Genomic DNA, 20,915 nt, shown 5'->3' with positions numbered 1-20,915 from the left:
GGGGGCGGGATGTGCAACGTCGCGGGCGGCAGCCGACCCGGTTCGACAAGCCCGCCGTCCGGTGCCCGGCCACCGCCCACGTCGCCGCCGTCAACGAACGGTTCGACCTCTCACGACAGGCGGCCTGCTCGTCGCGCCTGGTCCAGACGGGGCCCTGATCGGTCCAGGTGACACCCTTGTTGCGGCAGAGGCAGAAGGGGTGGCCGATGGGGTCGGTGTAGACGCGGAAGCCGTAGCCCTCGGGGCCGACGCAGTCTCGCTGCAGGGTCGCGCCGAGGGCGAGGACGCGCCGCTCCTCGGCCTCGATGTCGTCGACTTCGAAGTCGAGGTGGAACTGCTTGGGGTGCGCGCTGTCGGGCCACTGCGGGGCGCGGTAGTCCTCCACCTGGATGAAGGCCAGTTCGACCTCGCCGAACGTGATACCGGCCCAGTGCTCGTTACTGCCGTCCTTGACCGGGAGCCCCACCACCTTCGAGTAGAAGGCCGCCAGTTTCATGGTGTCCGGGCAATCGATGATGAAGTCGGTCAGTCGTAGCATCCGGCGATCCTGCCACAGGATCGAAGTCCTGGGCAGACGTACGCTCAGATGCCGAGGGCCTTGCGGGAGTCGGGCTCCTGAGCCGCGCCGGGTACATCCGCCGCCGGTCCTTCGACGCAGATCCTCGGCAGCCGACTCTCCAGCCACCGCGGCAGCCACCAGTTCCAATCGCCCAGCATGTGCATCAGCGCCGGAACGAGCAGGGTCCGCAGGACGAACGCGTCGAGCGCGACGGCGGCCGCCAGGCCGATGCCGAACATCGCGATCACCCGGTCGCCGCTGAGCACGAAGGCCAGGAAGACGGAGATCATGATGACCGCGGCGGAGGTGATCACACGGCTGGTCTCGGCGAGGCCGACCCGCACCGCGCGGCGGTTGTCCCGGGTCTCGCGCCACTCCTCGTACATGCGGCTGACGAGGAAGACCTGGTAGTCCATGGAGAGCCCGAAGAGCACCGAGACCATGATCACAGGCAGGAAGGGCTCGATCGGTCCGGCGGCCCCCAGCCCCAGGAGCTCACTCCCCCAGCCCCACTGGAAGACCGCGACCACGATGCCGAAAGAGGAGGCGACGGCCGCGACGTTCATGACCGCGGCCTTGAGCGGGATGCCGATGCTGCGGAAGGCCAGCAGCAGGAGCAGGCAGCCCAGGCCGATGACGGAGCCCACGAAGAGCGGCAGCTTGCCGACGATCACCGAGGCGAAGTCCTCGTAGCCCGCGGTGACCCCGCCGACGTACACCTCGAGCGAGGTTCCCTCGGTGGCCTTGGGGATGACGTCGTGGCGCAGGTGGTCGACGAGCCGGTCGGTGGCCTGGTCCTGGGGGGAGGTGGTGGGGACGACGTCGACGACGTCCAGCCCGCTGCCGTGCTGCGCCTGCTCCATGTGCACCGCAGCGACGCCCTCGGTGCGCCCCAGGACCACGGTGAGCTGCTCCAGGGCCGCGCGGTCGGCGGCGTCGCCGGACTTGGCGACGAGTTGCAGCGGGCCGTTGAAGCCCGGGCCGAAGCCTTCGGAGAGCATGTCGTACGCCTGGCGGGTGGTGGTGCCCGCGGCGCTGTTGCCCTGGTCGGAGGCGCCGAGGTGGAGGGAGGTCGTGGGCAGGGCCAGCACGAGCATGACCACGGCGGCGACCGCACCGAGGATCTTGGGGTGGCGCTCGACGAAGACGGACCAGCGGGCCGCGAACCCGGTCGGCAGCTCCGGCTGCGGCCCGTGCTCGACGAGCCGGCGCCGCTCCCGGCGGCTGAGCGCCTTCATGCCGATCGTGCCCAGCAGCGCGGGCAGCAGCGTCACCGAGGAGGCGACGGTGAGGATCACGGTGAGGGAGGCGGCGATCGCGACGCCGTTGAGAAAGGACAGCCGCAGGATCAGCATGCCGAGCAGGGCCACGCAGACCGTGCCGCCGGCGAAGACCACCGCCCTGCCGGTCGTGGCGACCGCCTTCTCTGCCGCCTCCCGCACCGGCAGGCCCTGTTTGAGGCCTCTGCGGTGGCGGGTGACGATGAACAGGGCGTAGTCGATGCCGACGCCCAGCCCGATGAGCATGCCGAGCATCGGCGCGAAGTCGGCGACCCGGACCAGGTGGCCGAGCAGTTCGATCGCCATGTAGGCCGTGCCCACACTGACCAGCGCGGTGATGATCGGCATGAACATCGCGAAGAGGGAGCCGAAGGCCGCCAGCAGCACCACGGCCGCGACAGCGACGCCCACGACCTCGCTCAGGTGCCCGCCGCCGCCCTCGGTGAGCGCGATGGCGCCGCCCCCCAGGGCGACCTGGGTGTTTCCGTCGGCGGCGGCCCGGGCCGTGTCGACGACCTTCTGCACCTGGTCGGCGTGCAGGTCGTCCGAGGGCCGGTCGAACATCACGGTCGCGTAGGCGGTGTGACCGTCCGCGCTGATCTGCCGGGCGCCCTCGGTGCTGTAGGGACTGGTCACCGAGGCGACCCCGGGAAGCTCCGCCACCTTGTCCAGCGTGCCGGTCAGCCGCTCCCTGACCGACGCGACGCCGACGGTGCCCTTGTCGGTGTGCCAGACGATCGTGTCGCTGTCGCCGGCCGACCCCGGGAAGGCCTGCTTCAACAGGGCGGTGGCCCTGCTGGAGTCGGTGCCCTTGATGTCGTAGTCGTTCGAGTAGGCCGACCCGGCGACCAGGGCCGCCGTGGACAGACCGAGGAGGGCGACGAGCCACAGCAGAACGACCGCGAGCCTGCGGTCGAGACACCAGCGGGCGAGTGCAGCCATTGGTCTCCCTGGGATCACGTGGATCGCTCAGGCCCGGGTGGAGCCCGCGAGGACCACGACATGTACGTCCTCGACTGAACCAGGAAGAAAAGATCGTTGGCCGGATTCGTGCGTTTAATCACACCCTGTGAGGGGAATTTATGCCGCCCCTACATGCGGCGGACCTGCGGCGACGCGAAAGGGGGACGGGCCCCTTGCGGAGCCCGCCCCTTCGCAGCGCACCGGCCGTGCCGGCCGTGCCGGATCAGCCCTAAACGCCCAGCTTCTCCAGTACGAGCTCGCGCACGCGCTTGGCGTCGGCCTGGCCGCGGGTGATCTTCATGACGGCGCCGATGAGGGCGCCCGCCGCCGCGAGGTTGCCACCGCGGATCTTGTCCGCGACGGCGGCGTTGGCCGCGATGGCCTCGTCGACGGCAGCGCCGAGCGCGCCCTCGTCCGAGACGACCTTCAGGCCCCGCTTCTCGACGACCTCGTCGGGCTCGCCCTCGCCGGCCAGCACGCCCTCGATGACCTGGCGCGCCAGCTTGTCGTTGAGGGAGCCCTCGGCCACCAGCGCCGCCACCCGGGCCACCTGGTCCGGGGTGATGGGCAGGGCCGTCAGTTCCACGCCGTCCTCGTTGGAGCGGCGGGCCAGCTCCCCCATCCACCACTTGCGCGCGGCGGCCGCGTCGGCGCCCGCCTCGATGGTGGCCACGATCAGGTCGATCGCGCCGGCGTTGAGCACCGACTGCATCTCGTGGTCGGAGATCCCCCACTGCTCCTGGAGGCGCCTGCGGCGCACCCGCGGCAGCTCCGGCAGGCCGGCCCGCAGCTCCTCGACCCACTCACGTGCCGGGGCGACGGGAACGAGGTCGGGCTCCGGGAAGTACCGGTAGTCCTCGGCCTCCTCCTTGATGCGGCCGGAGGTGGTGGAGCCGGTGTCCTCGTGGAAGTGCCGGGTCTCCTGGACGATCGTGCCGCCGGAGGAGAGCACGGCCGCGTGCCGCTGGATCTCGAAGCGGACGGCCCGCTCGACGCTGCGCAGCGAGTTCACGTTCTTGGTCTCGCTGCGGGTGCCGAACGCCGAGGTGCCGTGCGGGCGCAGCGACAGGTTGACGTCGCAGCGCATCTGGCCCATCTCCATGCGGGCCTCGGAGACGCCCAGCGCCTTGATCAGCTCGCGCAGCTCGGTCACGTACGCCTTGGCGACCTCGGGGGCCCGCTCGCCGGCGCCCTCGATCGGCTTGGTGACGATCTCGATCAGCGGGATGCCGGCCCGGTTGTAGTCCAGCAGCGAGTGCGAGGCGCCGTGGATGCGGCCGGTGGCACCGCCCACGTGCGTGGACTTGCCGGTGTCCTCTTCCATGTGGGCGCGCTCGATCTCCACGCGGAAGACCTCCCCGTCCTCCAGGGCGACGTCCAGATAGCCGTTGAAGGCGATCGGCTCGTCGTACTGGGAGGTCTGGAAGTTCTTCGGCATGTCCGGATAGAAGTAGTTCTTCCGGGCGAAGCGGCACCACTGCGCGATCTCGCAGTTGAGCGCGAGGCCGATCTTGATGGCGGATTCCACGCCGGTGGCGTTGACGGCGGGCAGTGCGCCGGGCAGGCCGAGGCACACCGGGCACACCTGGCTGTTCGGCTCGGCGCCCAGCGCCGTGGAGCAGCCGCAGAACATCTTCGTCTTGGTGCCGAGCTCGACGTGGACCTCGAGGCCCATCACCGGGTCATAGGACGCGAGCGCGTCCTCGTACGACACCAGGTCCGTGACGGTCACAGTCTTGATACCTCTCAGTTCCCCGTCAGGATGCCAACACGTCATCGTCGCCGAGCCGCCGCAGCTGGCGGACCAGCAGGGCCACACCGGTGGCGATGGCGGCGGCACTGACGACCGCGTCGATCAGCAGCAGCGTGTCGCTCTCCGCGCGGCCCCGCTTCAGCTGCCGGGCGACCCCGACCGCGCCGAAGAGCGTCGTGCCGATCGACAGATAGGTGCCGGACTTGCTCTTCTTGAAGCCCTTGGCCTTCTCGAGCTTGCTCACAGGATCGGTGCCTCCTCCAGCAGCGGGTGACCCCAGCGTGCGGTGAACGCCGCCTCGACGGCCGCACCGACACGGTAGAGGCGGTCGTCGGCCATCGCCGGGGCGATGATCTGCAGACCGACCGGGAGCCCGTCCTCGGAGGCGAGGCCGCAGGGCACGGACATGGCGGCGTTGCCCGCCAGGTTGGCCGGGATGGTGCACAGGTCGGCGAGGTACATCGCCATAGGGTCGTCCACGCGCTCGCCGATCGGGAACGCGGTGGTGGGGGTCGTCGGCGAGATCACCACGTCCACCTGCTGGAAGGCACGCTCGAAGTCCCGGGTGATCAGGGTGCGGACCTTCTGGGCGCTGCCGTAGTACGCGTCGTAGTAGCCGGAGCTGAGCGCGTACGTGCCGAGCATGATGCGCCGCTTGACCTCGGGGCCGAAGCCGGCCTCCCGGGTGAGCGCGGTGACGTCCTCGGCGCTGCGGGTGCCGTCGTCGCCGACCCGCAGGCCGTAGCGCAGACCGTCGAAACGGGCCAGGTTGGACGAGCACTCGGAGGGGGCGATCAGGTAGTAGGCGGCGAGCGCGTACTGGAAGGACGGGCAGGACAGCTCGACGACCTCGGCGCCGAGCTCGCGCAGCAGCTCGACGGACTCGTTGAACCGCTCCATGACGCCGGGCTGGTAGCCCTCGCCCGCGAACTCCTTGATGACGCCGACCCGCAGGCCCTTGACGTCGCCATTGCGCGCGGCCTCGACGACCGGCGGGACCGGCGCGTTGATGGAGGTGGAGTCCATCGGGTCGTAGCCCGCGATGACCTCGTGCAGCAGCGCCGCGTCCAGGACGGTGCGGGCGCAGGGGCCGCCCTGGTCCAGCGAGGAGCTGAAGGCGACCATGCCGTAGCGCGAGACACCGCCGTAGGTGGGCTTGACGCCGACCGTGCCGGTGACGGCGGCCGGCTGGCGGATGGAGCCGCCGGTGTCGGTGCCGATGGCCAGCGGGGCCTGGAAGGAGGCGAGGGCGGCGGAGGAACCGCCGCCGGAGCCGCCGGGGATGCGGGTGAGGTCCCACGGGTTGCCGGTGGGGCCGTAGGCGCTGTTCTCGGTGGACGACCCCATGGCGAACTCGTCCATGTTGGTCTTGCCGAGGATGACGATGCCGGCCTGCTTGAGGCGGGCGGTCAGCGTCGCGTCGTACGGCGGGATCCAGCCCTCGAGGATCTTGGAGCCGACGGTCGTCGGGACGCCCTTGGTGGTGAAGATGTCCTTCAGCGCCAGCGGGACGCCCGCGAGCGGGCCGAGCTTCTCACCGGCGGCGCGCTTGTCGTCGACGGCCTTGGCGGCCTTCAGGGCGCCCTCGGTGTCGACGTGCAGGAAGGCGTGCACCTTCTCGTCGACGGCGGCGATGCGGTCCAGGTGGGCCTGGGCGACCTCGACGGCGGAGGCCTCGCCGGAGGCGACCGCGGCGGCGGTCTCGGCGGCGGTGAGCCGGGTCAGATCGGTCATCGTGATCAGTCCTCCCCCAGGATCTGCGGCACCTTGAAGCGCTGCTGCTCCTCGGCGGGCGCGCCGGACAGCGCCTGCGCCGGGGTCAGGCTGGGTCGGACCTCGTCGGGGCGCATGACGTTCGTCAGCGGCAGCGGGTGGGAGGTCGGCGGTACGTCCTCGCCGGCCACCTCGGAGACGCGGGCGACCGCGCCGATGATGGCGTCGAGCTGTCCGGCGAAGTGGTCGAGCTCTTCGTCCTTGAGCTCCAGACGCGACAGCCGGCCGAGGTGGGCGACCTCCTCGCGCGTGATGCCTGGCATGCAGCGATCCTCTGGGGGTGAGTTCGGTCTTTTCGCGCCAATCCTATGGGCGCGGGCGCCCCGGGGGCGAAACGGTTCGCGCTTCGGCTCCCGGAGAGGCCCGGCGGCGGATGTGGAGAGTGCCGATGCGGGTGGGGCCGAGGGGCCCCGCGCGGTCGCCGGGCGCTGGGGAGGATGCCGATTCCCGCCCGTGGCGCCGGGTGCGGGAGGGGACGCCGCGCCCCCGCACCGGGGGTGCGGTACGCGCGGCGCGGTCGGATGTGTGACGCGGCGCCGGGCAGGGTCCGGGCGGGTCGTCAGGCCGGAGCCCGGCGGGGCTCCCAGCGCGCTCTGCCCCCGCGGGCCGGCCCGCGGACGTCACTGGGCGTCGGGGACGGCGGCGCGCTCCTGGGTGGCCTCCAGCTCCGCCGGGCGGCGCCATCCGGAACGGCCCCGCAGCCGCAGCCAGGCCGTGGTCTCCTCCGGGGGCATCGCCGCGGCGACGAGCCAGCCCTGGATCGCGTCGCAGCCCAGGTCCCGCAGGCGCTCCCACGTCTCGTCGTCCTCCACGCCCTCCGCCACGACGAGGAGGCCGAGGGAGTGCGCGAGGTCGACGGTGCAGCGCACGATCTCCGCGTCCTCGGCATCGACGGACAACCGGGCGACGAACGAGCGGTCGATCTTCAGCTCGCTCACCGGAAGCCGGCGCAGGTGCACCAGCGAGGAGTAACCGGTGCCGAAGTCGTCCAGCGACATCTTCACCCCGTGCCCGGTCAGCCCGGCCATGGTGTCGGCGGCCCGCTGCGGGTCGTCCAGCAGCACGTGCTCGGTGATCTCCAACTGCAGCGCCCCCGGCGGGACCCCGTGCCGGGCCAGGCGCGCCGCGACGGCGCCGGCGAAGCCGGGCGAGTGGACGTCACGCGGAGAGACGTTGACGGCGACGGGGACGTCGATGCCCATCGCCCGCCACCGCGCGACCTGCCCGAGGGCGGACTCCAGCACGTACTCGGTGAGCTGCGGCATGAGCCCCGAGGTCTCGGCGATCGCGATGAACTCCTCGGGGCTCACCCGGCCGCGCTCGGGGTGCACCCAGCGGACCAGGGCCTCCAGGCCGGCGACCTTGCCGTCGAAGCGGACCTTGGGCTGGTAGTGCAGCTCGACCTCGCCGCGGTCCAGGGCCCGGCGCAGATCGCCGAGGAGACCGAGGCGGTCGGGGGTGTTGCCGTCACGGGAGGACTCGTACACCTCGACTCCGCTGCGGTCGCGTTTCGCCTGGTACATCGCGACGTCGGCGCGGCGCAGGAGTCCCTCGGCGTCATCGGCGTGGTCGGGGTAGACGGCGACCCCGGCGCTGGCCTCGAGGACCAGCGTCAGGCCCTCGAGGCTCAACGGCGAACTCAGCGCGGCCACCAGGGTCCTGGCGATGCGCTGGGCGCGGGTCGGCGCGTCGCAGGTGGGGAGCAGGACGGCGAACTCGTCTCCGCCCAGCCGCGCGACCTCGGCGCCGCGCGGCAGGGCGAGGCGCAGGCGGTCGGCGATCTGCAGCAGCAGACGGTCCCCGGCCATATGGCCGAGGGTGTCGTTGACGGAGCGGAACTTGTCGAGGTCGATCAGGACGAGGGCGACGCGCTCGCCACTGCGGGCGGCGTCGTCGAGCGCGGTCCAGGTGCGCTCCAGCAGCCACTGACGGTTGGGCAGCCCGGTGAGCGGGTCGCGCAGTTGCTCCTCGGCACGGGCGTGCGCGATCCAGAGCGTGGAGTCCAGCGCGATCAGGGGCACGGCGAACAGCGGCAGCACCAGGGGCAGATCGGCCGCGACGATGATGATCAGCGGCGAGATGCCGAGCAGCGCGACACCGACGAAGCCCTGGCGTATGAGGGCGGTGCGGGCCACGGTGGGCAGCACTCCGGAACGCGGCACGATCGCGTACCACAGCAGCGCGCGGGTCGCAGCCAGGTAGCCGAGTGCGGCGGCGAGCACGGCGGGGACGGCGGCCATCCCCCACGTGGCGGGCTGCCAGGGCTGTTCGACGGACGGGTGGGTGCCGAAGGCGGACAGGACGAGCGCGGCCGCGCCGATGCCCAGGATGTCCACGGAGCCGTGCAGCAGCGCCTCCCGCCACCGGTGCCGGCGGGCCGCGCCGACCAGGACGACGACGGCCAGGCTGACCAGCACCGCGGGCACCCACCCGTAGAGCAGCAGCACGGCGAGGGTCAGAGCGGCGCCGGAGCCGGTGCCGCCCCACCAGCGGTCCCGGCCCATGGCGACCAGATGGCCGACGATGATGCCGGTGAGCACGGCGAACGCCCAACCCTCCTCACCGCCGGGGAAGAAGGTGCCGCCGTCGACGAGCATCCGCACGATGCCCACGACCAGGGCCGTCGCGGCGGCGCCCACGACCGAGTACCTGAGTGCCACTGCGGGCAGCACCGGCGCGGCCGGCCTGAGCAGCCGCTGCGCCGGTCCGGCGCTGTCCGTCGGTTCCATGCCCGTACCCTCTCGCAGCAGCGTGTGCCGTTCCACCACACGCCCCTGCCCGCGGCATTGACCGCCGGGCTGCTGGAGGGCCGGTGCCCGGAAGGCGCGCCTTCCAACAGTAGGGCGACAAAGGCTGTCCCGGGCACCGATCGGCTGCTGTTGCCCGATATGGAACCTACTCTCCCGGATCGATGCGCTATGGGCCGAAAGAGTGATGATGGGGTGTCAGCCCTCGGGATTCACGGCTGCCTCCCGGGCCGCGTCGGCACCCTGTCCGAGCAGGACGGCGAAGCCTTCCTCGTCCAGGATCGGCACCTTGAGCTGCACCGCCTTGTCGTACTTGGAGCCGGGGCTGTCGCCGACGACCACGAAGTCGGTCTTCTTGGAGACCGAACCGGTGACCTTGGCCCCGCGGCTCGCCAGTGCCTCCTTCGCGCCGTCCCGGGTGTGGGTGGCGAGGGTGCCGGTGACGACGACGGTCAGGCCCTCCAGCGGGCGGGGCCCCTCGTCGGAGCCCTCCTCGGTGAAGCGGACTCCGGCGGCCTTCCACTTGCGCAGGATCTCGCGGTGCCACTCCTCCTCGTACCACTGCTTGAGGGAGGCCGCGATGATGCCGCCGACGCCGTCGACAGCCGCCAGTCGCTCCTCGTCGGCGGCGAAGACGGCGTCCAGGTCGCGGAACTCGCGGGCCAGGGCCTCGGCGGCGACCGGGCCGACATGACGGATCGACAGCCCGGCGATGATCCGGGCGAGCGGCCGCTCCTTGGCCTTCTGGATGTTCTCCAGCATGGCCACGGCGTTCTTCTTCAGCTCGCCCTGCTGGTTGGCGAAGACGGAGACGACCTTCTCCTCGCCGGTCTGCGGGTCGCGCTTGGGCAGGCCGGTGTTCTGGTCGAGGACATGGGCGCGGATGGGCAGCAGATCCTCGGGGGTGAGGTCGAACAGGTCGCCCTCGTCGCGCAGCGGCGGCTCGGCGGGCTCCAGGGGCCGGGTGAGCGCGGCCGCCGCGACATAGCCGAAGTTCTCGATGTCCAGGCACTTGCGACCGGCGAGATAGAACAGCCGTTCCCGGATCTGCGCCGGGCAGCCCCGTGCGTTGGGGCAGCGCAGGTCGACGTCCCCCTCCTTCATCGGGCGCAGCGGGGTGCCGCACTCGGGGCACTCGGCGGGCATCACGAACTCGCGCTCGCTTCCGTCCCGCAGGTCGACGACCGGGCCGAGGATCTCCGGGATGACGTCACCGGCCTTGCGCAGCACCACGGTGTCGCCGATGAGCACGCCCTTGGCCTTCACCACGTCCTGGTTGTGCAGGGTGGCGAACTCGACCTCGGAGCCGGCCACCGTGACCGGCTCGACCACCGCGTACGGGGTCACCCGGCCCGTGCGGCCCACACCCACCCGGATGTCGACGAGCTTGGTGTTGACCTCCTCCGGCGGGTACTTCCACGCGATGGCCCAGCGCGGCGCGCGGGCGGTGGAGCCGAGCCGGCCCTGCAGCGGGATCTCGTCGACCTTGACGACGATGCCGTCGATCTCGTGCTCGACGTCGTGGCGGTGCTCGCCGTAGTAGGCGATGGCCTCCTTGACCTCGGCCAGTGTGCCCACGACGCGGGCGTACTTGGTGGTGGGCAGGCCCCATGCGTGCAGCAGTTCGTAGGCGTGCGACTGGCAGTCGATGCTGAAGCCCTCGCGGGCGCCGATGCCGTGCACCACCATGTGCAGCGGACGGCTCGCCGTGACCCGGGGGTCCTTCTGGCGCAGGGAGCCGGCGGCGGCGTTGCGCGGATTGGCGAAGGGCTTGTCGCCGGCCGCGACCAGGCGGGCGTTGAGCTCCTCGAACGCCTCCATGGGGAAGAAGACCTCGCCGCGGATCTCGACGAGGGCGGGGACCCGCTCCCCCGCCAGACGGTCCGGGATCTCGGCGATCGTGCGGACGTTGGGCGTGATGTCCTCGCCGGCGCGGCCGTCGCCGCGGGTGGCGGCGCGCACCAGGCGGCCGTTCTCGTACGTCAGGTTGACGGCGAGCCCGTCGACCTTCAGCTCGCACAGGAAGTGGTACGTGCCGCCCTCGCCGGCCGGCGGGCCCAGCTCCCCGGCGAGGCGTTCGGCCCAGGCGTCGAGCTCCTCCTCGCTGAAGGCGTTGTCGAGGGAGAGCATGCGCTCGCGGTGCTCGACGGAGGTGAACTCCGTCGCGTAAGCGCCCGCGACCTTCTGGGTCGGCGAGTCCGGCGTGCGCAGCGAGGGGTGCTCCTCCTCCAGCGCCTCCAGCCGCCGCAGCAGCGCGTCGAACTCGGCGTCGCTGATGACCGGCTGGTCCTTGACGTAGTAGCGGAAGCGGTGCTCCTCGACCTGTTCGGCCAGGGAGGCGTGCAGCTCGCGCGCCTTCGCCGGCACGTCGTCGTTGCGGGCGCCCTCGGGGATCACGGAGTCCTCCACGTCCACGTCCTTCCTCATCCCATCCTCACTCAGGGTCGTCGACGAGCGAGCGTGCCGCCTTGGCGCAGTGCACCAGCGCGGCACGGGCATAGGCCGGCGAGGCCCCCGCCAGGCCGCAGGACGGGGTCACCGCCACGGAGGTGCCCAGATCCCCCGGGGCCAGCCCCAGCCTGCGCCACAGCGCCCGAACACCACCGACGCTACCGGCAGGGTCCGACAATCGGGCGTCCGTCCCCGGGACGACACCGGTCAGGAGCGCGGTCCCCGCCTCGGCCGCCTCGCCGAAGGCGTCCCAGTCACCCTCCGTGAGGAGCGAGAAATCGAACGACACCCCTGCCACGCCGGCCCGCCGCAGCAGCGCGAAGGGCACCTCCGGAGCGCACGAGTGCGCGATCACCGGTACGTCCCCGACGGCCGCCATGACCTCCCGCAGCGCGCCCTCGACGACGCCGCGGTCCACCGCGCGGTGTGTGCGGTAGCCGCTGGCGGTTCTCACCCGGCCCTGGAGCACGGCGGTGAGCGAGGGCTCGTCCAGCTGCAGCACCGGCCGCGCGCCGGGCATGCGCCGGCGCACATCCTCCAGGTGCAGCCGCAGGCCCTCGCCGAGCGAGGCCGCCAGGTCGCGGCAGGCCCCCGCGTCGGAGAGCGCCGCCTCGCCGTTCTTCAGCTCGACGGAGGCCGCCAGCGTCCAGGGGCCGACGGCCTGCAGCTTGAGCGGGCCCTCGTAGCCCTGGGTGAACTCCTCCAGGGCGTCCAGGTCCTCCCCCAGCCATGCCTTGGCGCGGCGGGTGTCCCGGCCCGGGCGGTCGCCGAACCGCCAACCGCTGGGCTCCACGCGCGCGTACAGCTCGACGAGCATCCCGAGCGTACGGCCGATCATGTCGGCGCCCGGGCCGCGCGCGGGCAGCTCCGGCAGGAACGGCAGCGCCTCCAGCGCCCCGGTCGCCGTCCGCGCCGCCTCGCGCGCGTCACCCCCTGGCATCGAGCCCACGCCGGTGGCCGCCCCCGCGGGCAGCCGGAACTTCGCTTCGGTACCTTCCGTGCTCACCGGTGCAGCCTACGACGGCCGGCCGGTCAGGATCCCGGCCGGATCGTCAGGTCGTTGATCTCGGCGTCGCGGGGCAGGTCGACCGCCGTCAGGATCGCCGTGGCGACCGACTCGGGGGTGATCCAGCGCGAGGGGTCGTAGGGCTTGCCCTCCTGCTGGTGCACCTTGGCCTGCATGGGCGTGGCGGTGCGGCCGGGGTAGACGGAGGTGACCCGCACCCCGTTCTCGTGCTCCTCGTGGCGCAGGGAGTCGGCGAGCGCCTTGAGGCCGTGCTTGCTGGCCGCGTAGGCGCCCCACTCGGCGTTCGCGCTGAGCCCGGCGCCGGAGTTGACGAAGACCACGTGCCCGCGGGAGAGCCGCAGCTGCGGCAGGACGAGACGGGTCAGCTCGGCGGGGCCGACGAGGTTGGCGGCGAGCGTCCGGTTCCAGATCTTCGGGGCGAGCTCGCCGACCGGCGCCAGGTCCACGACGCCCGCGATGTGCAGCAGGGAGTCCAGCCGGTCGGGCGGCGACTGGTGGCCCAGCGCCCAGGACAGCCGCTCGGGTTCCGCGAGGTCGCCGACGAGGGTGTGCGCGCCCGGGTAGAGGTCGGCCAGCTCCTTGGCGCGTCCGGCGTCGCGGGCCAGCAGCCACAGTTCGTCGCCGCGGTCGAGGAGGCGCCGCGCCACGGCGGCGCCGATGCCGGAGCCGGCGCCGGTGATCAGGTGAATCGACATGGGCCCCATGCTGTCATCCCCTCCGGCTCACGCGATGCCGGCCTTCTCCTCCAGGTGGGCGAGCGCCGAGACGCCGTCCTCGGCGAAGAACACCAGCTCGGTGAGGGGCAGCGGCAGGAAGCCCTCCTCGTCCATGCGCCGGAGCTGCTCCTTGAGCCCGTCGTAGAAGCCCGCCGTGTTGAGCAGGACGACCGGCTTGGTGTGCAGGCCGTGCTTCTTCAGCTCCAGGATCTCGGTCGCCTCGTCCAGGGTGCCGGCGCCGCCCACCATGACCACCACGGCGTCGGCGCGGATCAGCAGTTCCGCCTTGCGCTGGGCGAGGTCCGCCGCGATCACCATCTCGTCGGCGTCCTGGCGGGCCTTGGCCGCAAGGAACTCCACCGAGACGCCGACCAGGCGCCCGCCGTGCTCCCGCACTCCGTCGGCCATCACCTTCATCAGCCCCGTGTCCGAGCCGCCCCACACCAGGGTGTGGCCGCCCTTGCCGATCAACGCGGCGAACTCGCGGGCGGGTTCGGTGTAGCGGGGCCCGAGGTCGGATGCGGAGAGGAAGACGCAGATATTCATGCGGGCCAGTCTCGCGCAGGGCACCTGGCGCCGGACAGGCGGCTGCCCGTCCCGCGCCGTCCCACCCCGCGGCCCTCCGCTCAGGCGCTCGCGGCGACGCGCGGGCTGCGCTCCGTCGTGGCGATCGTCGCCGAGCCGACGACGCGCGTGCCGTCGTAGAGCACGACCGCCTGGCCCGGCGCGACGCCGCGGACGGGACCGCCGGTGAAGCGGACGCGCAGTTCGCCGTCCGCCAGTTCGGCGGTGACGGGCACGTCCGCGCCGTGGGCGCGCAACTGGGCGGTGTAGGCGCGCGGCCCGGCGCCCTCGGGCGCGGCGCCGCACCAGCGCGGCCGGATCGCCGTCAGGGCGGTGACGTCCAGGGCTTCGGCCGGGCCGACGGTCACCGTGTTGTTCACCGGCGAGATGTCGAGCACATAGCGCGGCTTGCCGTCGGCGGCGGGCACGCCCAGCCGCAGGCCCTTGCGCTGGCCCACGGTGTAGCCGTAGGCGCCGGAGTGGGTGCCCAGGCGGTTGCCGTCCTCGTCGAGGATGTCGCCCTCGGCGGTACCGAGGCGCCGTGCGAGGAAGCCCTGGGTGTCGCCGTCCGCGATGAAGCAGATGTCGTGGCTGTCGGGCTTCTTGGCGACGGACAGACCGCGGCGGGCCGCCTCCGCTCGGATCTCGTCCTTGGTGGTGAGGGTGTCGCCGAGCGGGAACATCGCGTGCGCCAGCTGCCGCTCGTCGAGGACGCCGAGCACATAGGACTGGTCCTTGGCCGCGTCGGAGGCGCGGTGCAGCTCGCGGGAGCCGTCGGGGTTGACGACGACGGTGGCGTAGTGGCCGGTGCACACGGCGTCGAAGCCGAGGGCGATCGCCTTGTCGAGCAGCGCGGCGAACTTGATCTTCTCGTTGCAGCGCAGGCAGGGGTTGGGCGTGCGGCCGGCGGCGTACTCGGCGACGAAGTCGTCGACGACGTCGGCGCGGAAGCGGTCGGCGAGGTCCCAGATGTAGAAGGGGATCCCGATCACGTCGGCGGCGCGGCGCGCGTCGTGGCTGTCCTCGACCGTGCAGCAGCCGCGGGCGCCGGTGCGGAAGGACTGCGGGTTCGCGGACAGGGCGAGGTGCACGCCTGTGACGTCGTGCCCTGCTTCGGCGGCGCGGGCGGCCGCCACGGCCGAGTCGACGCCACCGCTCATCGCGGCGAGCACGCGGAGGCGACGGCCGTCGCCAGGGCCTGTGGGTGCACCGGGGAAGTCAGTCATAGCGCCTCCTAGGGTACGGCGCTCCGGCGGGGCGTCGCGGGGCGGTGCGGCGCGTGGGCCCTTGCGGGCAGCCAGGGCGGGTGCGTTGCGCCTCCCACGGGCTGCCTCCCCCGCACCCGCCCGTCACCGTCGGCACGGCGCGGAGGAGCGGCGGCACGGCGCGGAGGAGCGGCGGCACGCCGCCGCAAGCCGCCGACGCGCCGGAAACCGACGGTGCCGCACGGGTGGGCGGCCGGAAGAAGCCCGGCGCGGGCGCGACGGCGCGCACGCCGCCCTCGCACCGCCACCGCCCACGCAAGACGGGCTGTGGGCGTTCCGCGGCCGACGCGGCGGCGTACCGGCTCCAGGTCCTCGCCGGGATCGAGAACCGCGGGCCCACCGCGCCCGCCGGGGGTCAGCCGAGTGAGCGTTCCACGCTCGCGTGTCGTGTGGCGGGTTCCGCCGGACGCAGGGCACTGGAGGCCGCGAGGCGCACCGCACCGCCGGCAGCGCAACGGGGCACGCGCCGCCCTCGAACCGGGTACCGCGCCCCGCAGTCCCCGCCGCGGGGGCTACATCAGGCCCGCGCTGCGGGCGCGGGCCACGGCGGGGCCGATGGCCTTGCCGAGGACCTCGACGTCCTGCGGCGTCGAGGTGTGCCCGAGGGAGAACCGCAGCGAGCCCCGCGCGAGGTCGGGATCGGCGCCCATCGCGAGGAGGACGTGGCTGGGCTGCGGGACGCCGGCCGTGCACGCCGAACCGGTGGAGCACTCGATGCCCTGGGCGTCGAGCAGCATCAGCAGGGAGTCCCCCTCGCACCCGGGGAAGGAGAAGTGCGCGCTGGCGGGCAGGCGGCCCTCGGGGGTGGGGTCGCCGTTGAGGATGGCCTCGGGGACGGCCTCGCGGACCCGCGCGACCAGGTCGTCGCGCAGGGCGCCGACCTCCCGTGCGAAGTCCTCGTGCCGCTCGGCGGCCAGCGTCCCGGCGACGGCGAACGCCGCGACCGCGGGGACGTCCAGCGTGCCGGACCGTACGCCGCGCTCCTGGCCGCCGCCGTGGAGGACGGGGACCGGCCCCACCTCGCGCCGGAGCACCAGCGCGCCGACCCCGTACGGGCCGCCGACCTTGTGGCCGGTGACGGTCATCGCGTCCAGCCCGGACGCCGCGAAGTCGACCTCGACCTGGCCGAAGGCCTGGACGGCGTCGGAGTGCAGCGGCACCCCGAACTCCCGGGCCACCTCGCTGAGCGCCGCGACGGGGAAGACCGTGCCGACCTCGTTGTTGGCCCACATCACCGTGGCGAGCGCCACATCGCCGGGGTCGCGCGCGATGGCCTCGCGCAGGGCCTCGGGGTGGACGCGGCCGTAGCCGTCGACCGGGAGCCATTCGACTCGGGCGCCCTCGTGTGCGGCGAGCCAGTCGACGGCGTCGAGGACGGCGTGGTGCTCGACGGGGCTGGCGAGGACCCGGGTGCGCCGGGGATCGGCGGCCCGGCGGGCCCAGTACAGACCCTTGACCGCGAGGTTGTCGGCCTCGGTGCCGCCCGCGGTGAAGACGATCTCGCTGGGGCGGGCGCCGAGCGCGGCTGCCAGGGACTCGCGGGACTCCTCCACCGTGCGTCGGGCCCGGCGGCCGGACGCGTGAAGGGAGGATGCGTTGCCCGTGACGGCGAGCTGCGCGGTCATCGCCTCGACGGCCTCCGGCAGCATCGGGGTCGTGGCGGCGTGGTCGAGGTAGGCCATGATGAGCGTGATTCTACGGCGGCGGCGGCGCGCCCGCGGACCGGTGCCCGGCCCGGAGCCACCGTGCGGGGCACCTGCTGCCGGGCCGCGCGGTCCCATGGGCCGGCAGCCGCCGGCGGCACGGACTTGCGGCCTCCCCCCGGGCACAAACCGCGGGAGGGTTTCGGCAGCCCCCCACTCCGGCCGCCCGGCGGACACCCGCGCCGACCGTGTCCCGTACGCCGGGGCTCAGGTGTGGAGATCGTCCGCCGCGGTGGTCCGCCGGTGCCAGGCGCGGGGCGCGCGCCAGTGGTAGCGCATGGCCAGCAGCCTGAGGGTGAAGGCGCTGACGACGGCGAGAACCCCCGTGCCCGGGGTCAGGGCGTCGAACTTGATGAGCACCGCCACCACGGCGGCCCCCACGATGGCCGGCACCGCGTACAGGTCGCGGTCCCAGCGCAGCAGGGAGGGGACCTCGTTGCCGAGCAGGTCGCGCAGCACGCCGCCGCCGACAGCGGTGGCGAGCCCCAGGGTGGCCGACGCGGTGAGGCTGAGGCCGTAACCGTACGCCTTGGTGGTCCCGGCGACGCAGAACAGCCCGAGGCCCGCAGCGTCGAAGACGCTGATGGTGGTGTTGATCCGCTCGACCTGGGGGTGCAGGAAGAACACCGCGGCGGTCGCGACGAGCGGAGTGAGGAAGGACCCGAGGTCGGTGAAGGCGGCGGGCGGCACCGCCCCGATGATCAGGTCCCTGAACAGCCCTCCGCCCAGCGCGGTGACCTCGGCGAGCACCGCCATGCCGAAGACGTCGTAGTTCTTGCGTACGGCGAGCAGCGCGCCGGAGATCGCGAAGACGAAGATCCCGACGAGGTCGAGCACGTGCTGGACGGAGTGGCTGAACAGTTCGGCTTGCACCGGTCCCATTGTGCGGGAGGCCGGATCACGCCTTCTCGGTGCTCTTCCCGGCCGTGCCGCCGCCGGAGGCGCCGGAGCCGCCCGCGTCACCGGAGCCACCGGAGTCACCGGTGTTCTCCGGGTGGTGGCAGGCCACCTCGTGCCCGGTGGCCAGGGCGACCAACGGGGGCTCGGTGGTCTTGCAGACCTCCGTCGCCTTCCAGCAGCGGGTGTGGAAGCGGCAGCCGGGCGGCGGGGCGATCGGCGACGGCACGTCGCCGGTCAGCAGGATCCGCTCGCGCTTGGCGCGCCGCTTCGGGTCCGGCACCGGCACCGCGGACAGCAGCGCGTTGGTGTAGGGGTGCATCGGCTTGGTGTAGAGGGACTCGCGGTCCGCGACCTCCACGATCTTGCCGAGGTACATCACCGCGATGCGGTCCGACACGTGCCGGATGACCGACAGGTCGTGCGCGATGATCACGTAGGTCAGGCCGAGCTCGCGCTGCAGGTCGTCCAGGAGGTTGACGACCTGCGCCTGGATGGAGACGTCGAGCGCCGACACCGGCTCGTCCGCGACCACGAGCTTGGGCTTGAGCGCCAGCGCGCGGGCGATGCCGATGCGCTGCCGCTGGCCGCCGGAGAACTCGTGCGGGTAGCGGTTGTAGTGCTCGGGGTTGAGGCCGACCAGCTCCAGGAGGTCCTGCACCTCCTTCTTCACCCCGCTCTCCGTCTGCACCTTCTGCAGCCGGAACGGCGCGCCGACGATGGTGCCGACGGTGTGCCGCGGGTTGAGGGAGGAGTACGGGTCCTGGAAGATCATCTGCACGTCGCGGCGGAGCGGGCGCATGCCCCCGGTGCCCAGGTGCGTGATGTCGCGGCCCTCGAACTCGATCGTGCCGCCGGTCGGTTCGAGCAGCCGGGTGATCAGCCGGCCCATGGTGGACTTGCCGCAACCGGACTCGCCGACCACACCGAGGGTCTCCCCGGGGTTGACGTGGAAGTCGATGCCGTCGACGGCCTTGACCGCGCCGACCTGGCGCTTGAGCAGCCCCTTCCTGATGGGGAAGTGCTTGACCAGGCCGCTGACCTTGAGCAGGGGCTCCCCGCCTGCCGTCGGCACGCTCCGCGCCGCAGCCTGCTGGGGGATCGAGACATTGTTATTGGGCACAGCCTGGTCCTTCACAGCTTGGGCGCAATCTCTTCGGTCCAGATGCGCTCCCGTTCCGTGGTGCGCAGGTGGCACGCCGCGAAGTGGCCACCGCCGGCGTCCGTCAGCTCGGGCACGACCGTGCTGCTGGCGCCGTCGGTGAGCTCCGCGTACGGACAGCGGGGGTGGAAGGCGCACCCCGGGGGCACGTTGATGAGGCTCGGCGGCGATCCCTTGACCGGCACCAGGCGTTCCGTGCGCTCGCGGTCGATGCGCGGCATCGAACCCAGGAGGCCCCAGGTGTAGGGGTGCTGCGGCTCGTAGAAGACCTTGTCGGCCGGCCCGCGCTCCACACAGCGTCCGCCGTACATCACCAGGATGTCGTCCGCGAGCTCAGCGACGACGCCGAGGTCGTGGGTGATGATGATGACCGCGGAGCCGAACTCCTTCTGCAGGTCCCGGATGAGGTCCAGGATCTGCGCCTGCACGGTCACGTCGAGCGCGGTGGTCGGCTCGTCCGCGATGAGCAGGTCGGGGTTGTTCGACAGCGCCATGGCGATCATCGCACGTTGCCGCATGCCGCCCGAGAACTGGTGCGGGTAGTCGTCGACGCGCTTGTCGGGCTGAGGGATGCCGACGCGGTCGAGCATCTCGATGGCGCGCTTGCGGGCGACGGCCTTGGTCACGTCGTGGTGCACCCGGTACGCCTCGACGATCTGCGCGCCGACGGTGAAGTAGGGGTGCATCGCCGACAGCGGGTCCTGGAAGATCATCGCGACGTCCTTGCCGCGAAGCCGACGGACCTCGTCCGGGTCGGCCGAGATCAGTTCCTTGCCGTCGAGCCAGATCTCGCCGGACATCCGGGCCTTGCTGCGGCCGTACTGGCCGGCCCGGTGCAGGCCCATGACGGCCAGCGAGGTGACGGACTTGCCGGAGCCGGACTCGCCGACGATGCCGAGGGTCTTGCCCTTCTCCAACTGGAAGGAGAGGCCGTCGACGGACTTCACCAGGCCGTCATCGGTCGGGAAGTGCACCTTGAGGTCGCGGACCTCCAGGAACGACGTGGGCCGCGCCTTCCCGGCCACCGGCTCGTTCGGCGCGGCATCCGCCCCGGTACCGGACTTCTGGAGGGGGAGGTCGGTCATGACAGCCTCACGCGCGGGTCGACGACGGCGTACAGCAGGTCTACGAGGAGGTTCGCCACCACCACGGCGACGGCCGCGATCAGCGTGACGCCGAGGATGAGGGGGAAGTCCTTGTCCGAGATCGCCTTCACCGCCGCCTGGCCGATGCCGGGCAGGCTGAACGTCGTCTCGGTGAGGATCGCGCCGCCGACGAGGGCGCCGAGGTCCATGCCGAGGATGGTCAGCACCGGGGTCATGGTCGAGCGCATGGCGTGCTTGCCGATGACGACCGGCTCGCGCAGGCCCTTGGCACGGGCGGTGCGGATGTAGTCCTCGCCCATGATCTCCAGCATGGTGGCCCGGGTCATCCGGGCGTACATGGCGGCGTAGAGGAAGGCGAGGGTGACCCAGGGCAGCAGCATGCCGCCGAACCACCCGGATGGCGAATCGCCGAACGGCACGTACTGGCCGTCGATCCATCCGAGCCCGTAGACGACCACCGCCAGGGCGATCATGCCGGTGAAGTAGATGGGAAGCGAGACGCCCGCGAGCGCGACCGTCATCAGCGAGCGGTCGAGCGCGGAGCCGCGCTTGAGGGCGGAGACGACACCGGTGCCGACACCGACGATGACCCAGATGACGCAGGCGCCGGCGGCCAGCTGCAGGGTCACCGGCAGACGGTCGGTCAGGACCGGCCAGATCGCCTGCTCGTTGCGGAAGGAGTAGCCGAAGCAGGGGGCGGGGCAATGGGTGACGTCCGCGCCGTTGGCGTAGTCACGCCCGGCGAACAGCCCCCACAGGAACTTGCCGAACTGCACGAGGACGGGGTCGTCGAGCCCCATCTTCTTCCGAATGCCCTCAAGGGAGGCCGGGTCCGCCTGCTTCCCGATGAAGTAGGTGGCGGGGTCGACACCGACCCATTTGGGGATCAGGAAGAAGATCCCGAAGGTCACCAATGTGATGACCAGCAGCATGACGACGACAGCGAACA

The 20,915-nt window shown here is 72.2% G+C and carries 16 protein-coding genes and 1 pseudogene; all 17 read right to left on the bottom strand.

What is annotated here, in order from left to right; all coding sequences use genetic code 11:
* Positions 1-127 precede the first annotated feature (127 nt).
* Positions 128-538: pseudogene (locus ACRWND_RS26225) on the bottom strand (VOC family protein); the annotation flags it as partial.
* 44 nt (positions 539-582) lie between these two features.
* On the bottom strand, positions 583-2,781 hold the full coding sequence (locus ACRWND_RS26220; RefSeq protein ID WP_431953573.1) for an MMPL family transporter: 2,199 nt from the start codon (positions 2,779-2,781) through the stop codon (positions 583-585).
* A 250-nt stretch (positions 2,782-3,031) separates the two neighbouring features.
* Positions 3,032-4,579, bottom strand: coding sequence for an Asp-tRNA(Asn)/Glu-tRNA(Gln) amidotransferase subunit GatB (gene gatB, locus ACRWND_RS26215; RefSeq protein ID WP_431953571.1), 1,548 nt, complete (start codon positions 4,577-4,579; stop codon positions 3,032-3,034).
* Complete coding sequence (locus ACRWND_RS26210; RefSeq protein ID WP_431953570.1) at positions 4,560-4,799, bottom strand: hypothetical protein; 240 nt, start codon at positions 4,797-4,799, stop codon at positions 4,560-4,562. Before ACRWND_RS26210 ends, gatB begins: the two co-directional genes overlap by 20 nt.
* A complete protein-coding gene (gatA, locus tag ACRWND_RS26205) occupies positions 4,796-6,289 on the bottom strand; it encodes an Asp-tRNA(Asn)/Glu-tRNA(Gln) amidotransferase subunit GatA (RefSeq protein WP_431953569.1) in 1,494 nt (497 codons plus the stop codon). Before gatA ends, ACRWND_RS26210 begins: the two co-directional genes overlap by 4 nt.
* Positions 6,290-6,294: 5 nt before the next feature.
* On the bottom strand, positions 6,295-6,591 hold the full coding sequence (gatC, locus tag ACRWND_RS26200; protein WP_319131506.1) for an Asp-tRNA(Asn)/Glu-tRNA(Gln) amidotransferase subunit GatC: 297 nt from the start codon (positions 6,589-6,591) through the stop codon (positions 6,295-6,297).
* Positions 6,592-6,948: 357 nt separating this feature from the next.
* Positions 6,949-9,057, bottom strand: a complete 2,109-nt coding sequence (locus ACRWND_RS26195) for a putative bifunctional diguanylate cyclase/phosphodiesterase (RefSeq protein WP_431953567.1) — start codon at positions 9,055-9,057, stop codon at positions 6,949-6,951.
* A gap of 216 nt (positions 9,058-9,273) precedes the next feature.
* Positions 9,274-11,502, bottom strand: a complete 2,229-nt coding sequence (gene ligA / locus ACRWND_RS26190; RefSeq protein WP_431953565.1) for an NAD-dependent DNA ligase LigA — start codon at positions 11,500-11,502, stop codon at positions 9,274-9,276.
* A gap of 7 nt (positions 11,503-11,509) precedes the next feature.
* The gene (locus tag ACRWND_RS26185; RefSeq protein ID WP_431953563.1) at positions 11,510-12,532 is read right to left on the bottom strand and encodes a methionine synthase; all 1,023 of its coding nucleotides are present in this window, start codon (positions 12,530-12,532) and stop codon (positions 11,510-11,512) included.
* Between the two features lie 26 nt (positions 12,533-12,558).
* A complete protein-coding gene (locus ACRWND_RS26180; protein ID WP_431953561.1) occupies positions 12,559-13,248 on the bottom strand; it encodes an SDR family oxidoreductase in 690 nt (229 codons plus the stop codon).
* Positions 13,249-13,275: 27 nt separating this feature from the next.
* A complete protein-coding gene (locus ACRWND_RS26175) occupies positions 13,276-13,815 on the bottom strand; it encodes a TIGR00730 family Rossman fold protein (RefSeq protein WP_431953559.1) in 540 nt (179 codons plus the stop codon).
* An 80-nt stretch (positions 13,816-13,895) separates the two neighbouring features.
* Positions 13,896-15,059, bottom strand: coding sequence for a tRNA 2-thiouridine(34) synthase MnmA (mnmA, locus tag ACRWND_RS26170; RefSeq protein WP_431953557.1), 1,164 nt, complete (start codon positions 15,057-15,059; stop codon positions 13,896-13,898).
* A gap of 551 nt (positions 15,060-15,610) precedes the next feature.
* A complete protein-coding gene (locus tag ACRWND_RS26165; protein WP_431953555.1) occupies positions 15,611-16,780 on the bottom strand; it encodes a cysteine desulfurase family protein in 1,170 nt (389 codons plus the stop codon).
* Between the two features lie 228 nt (positions 16,781-17,008).
* Positions 17,009-17,674 (bottom strand): trimeric intracellular cation channel family protein, encoded by a 666-nt coding sequence (locus ACRWND_RS26160; protein WP_431953553.1) that lies wholly within the window; start codon positions 17,672-17,674, stop codon positions 17,009-17,011.
* A 25-nt stretch (positions 17,675-17,699) separates the two neighbouring features.
* Positions 17,700-18,836: an ABC transporter ATP-binding protein gene (locus ACRWND_RS26155; RefSeq protein WP_431953551.1), complete on the bottom strand. Its 1,137-nt coding sequence runs from the start codon at positions 18,834-18,836 to the stop codon at positions 17,700-17,702.
* Positions 18,833-19,945 (bottom strand): ABC transporter ATP-binding protein, encoded by a 1,113-nt coding sequence (locus ACRWND_RS26150; protein WP_431953549.1) that lies wholly within the window; start codon positions 19,943-19,945, stop codon positions 18,833-18,835. The genes ACRWND_RS26155 and ACRWND_RS26150 overlap by 4 nt, the downstream gene beginning before the upstream one ends.
* Positions 19,942-20,915, bottom strand: a 974-nt coding sequence (locus ACRWND_RS26145; protein ID WP_431953547.1) for an ABC transporter permease, incomplete at its 5' end; no start/stop codon positions are given. The genes ACRWND_RS26145 and ACRWND_RS26150, both read right to left, overlap by 4 nt.

The sequence above is a fragment of the Actinacidiphila sp. bgisy167 genome, assembly GCF_965342175.1.
GTDB lineage: Bacteria > Actinomycetota > Actinomycetes > Streptomycetales > Streptomycetaceae > Actinacidiphila.
This window is presented reverse-complemented; position numbering and strand designations above follow the sequence as displayed.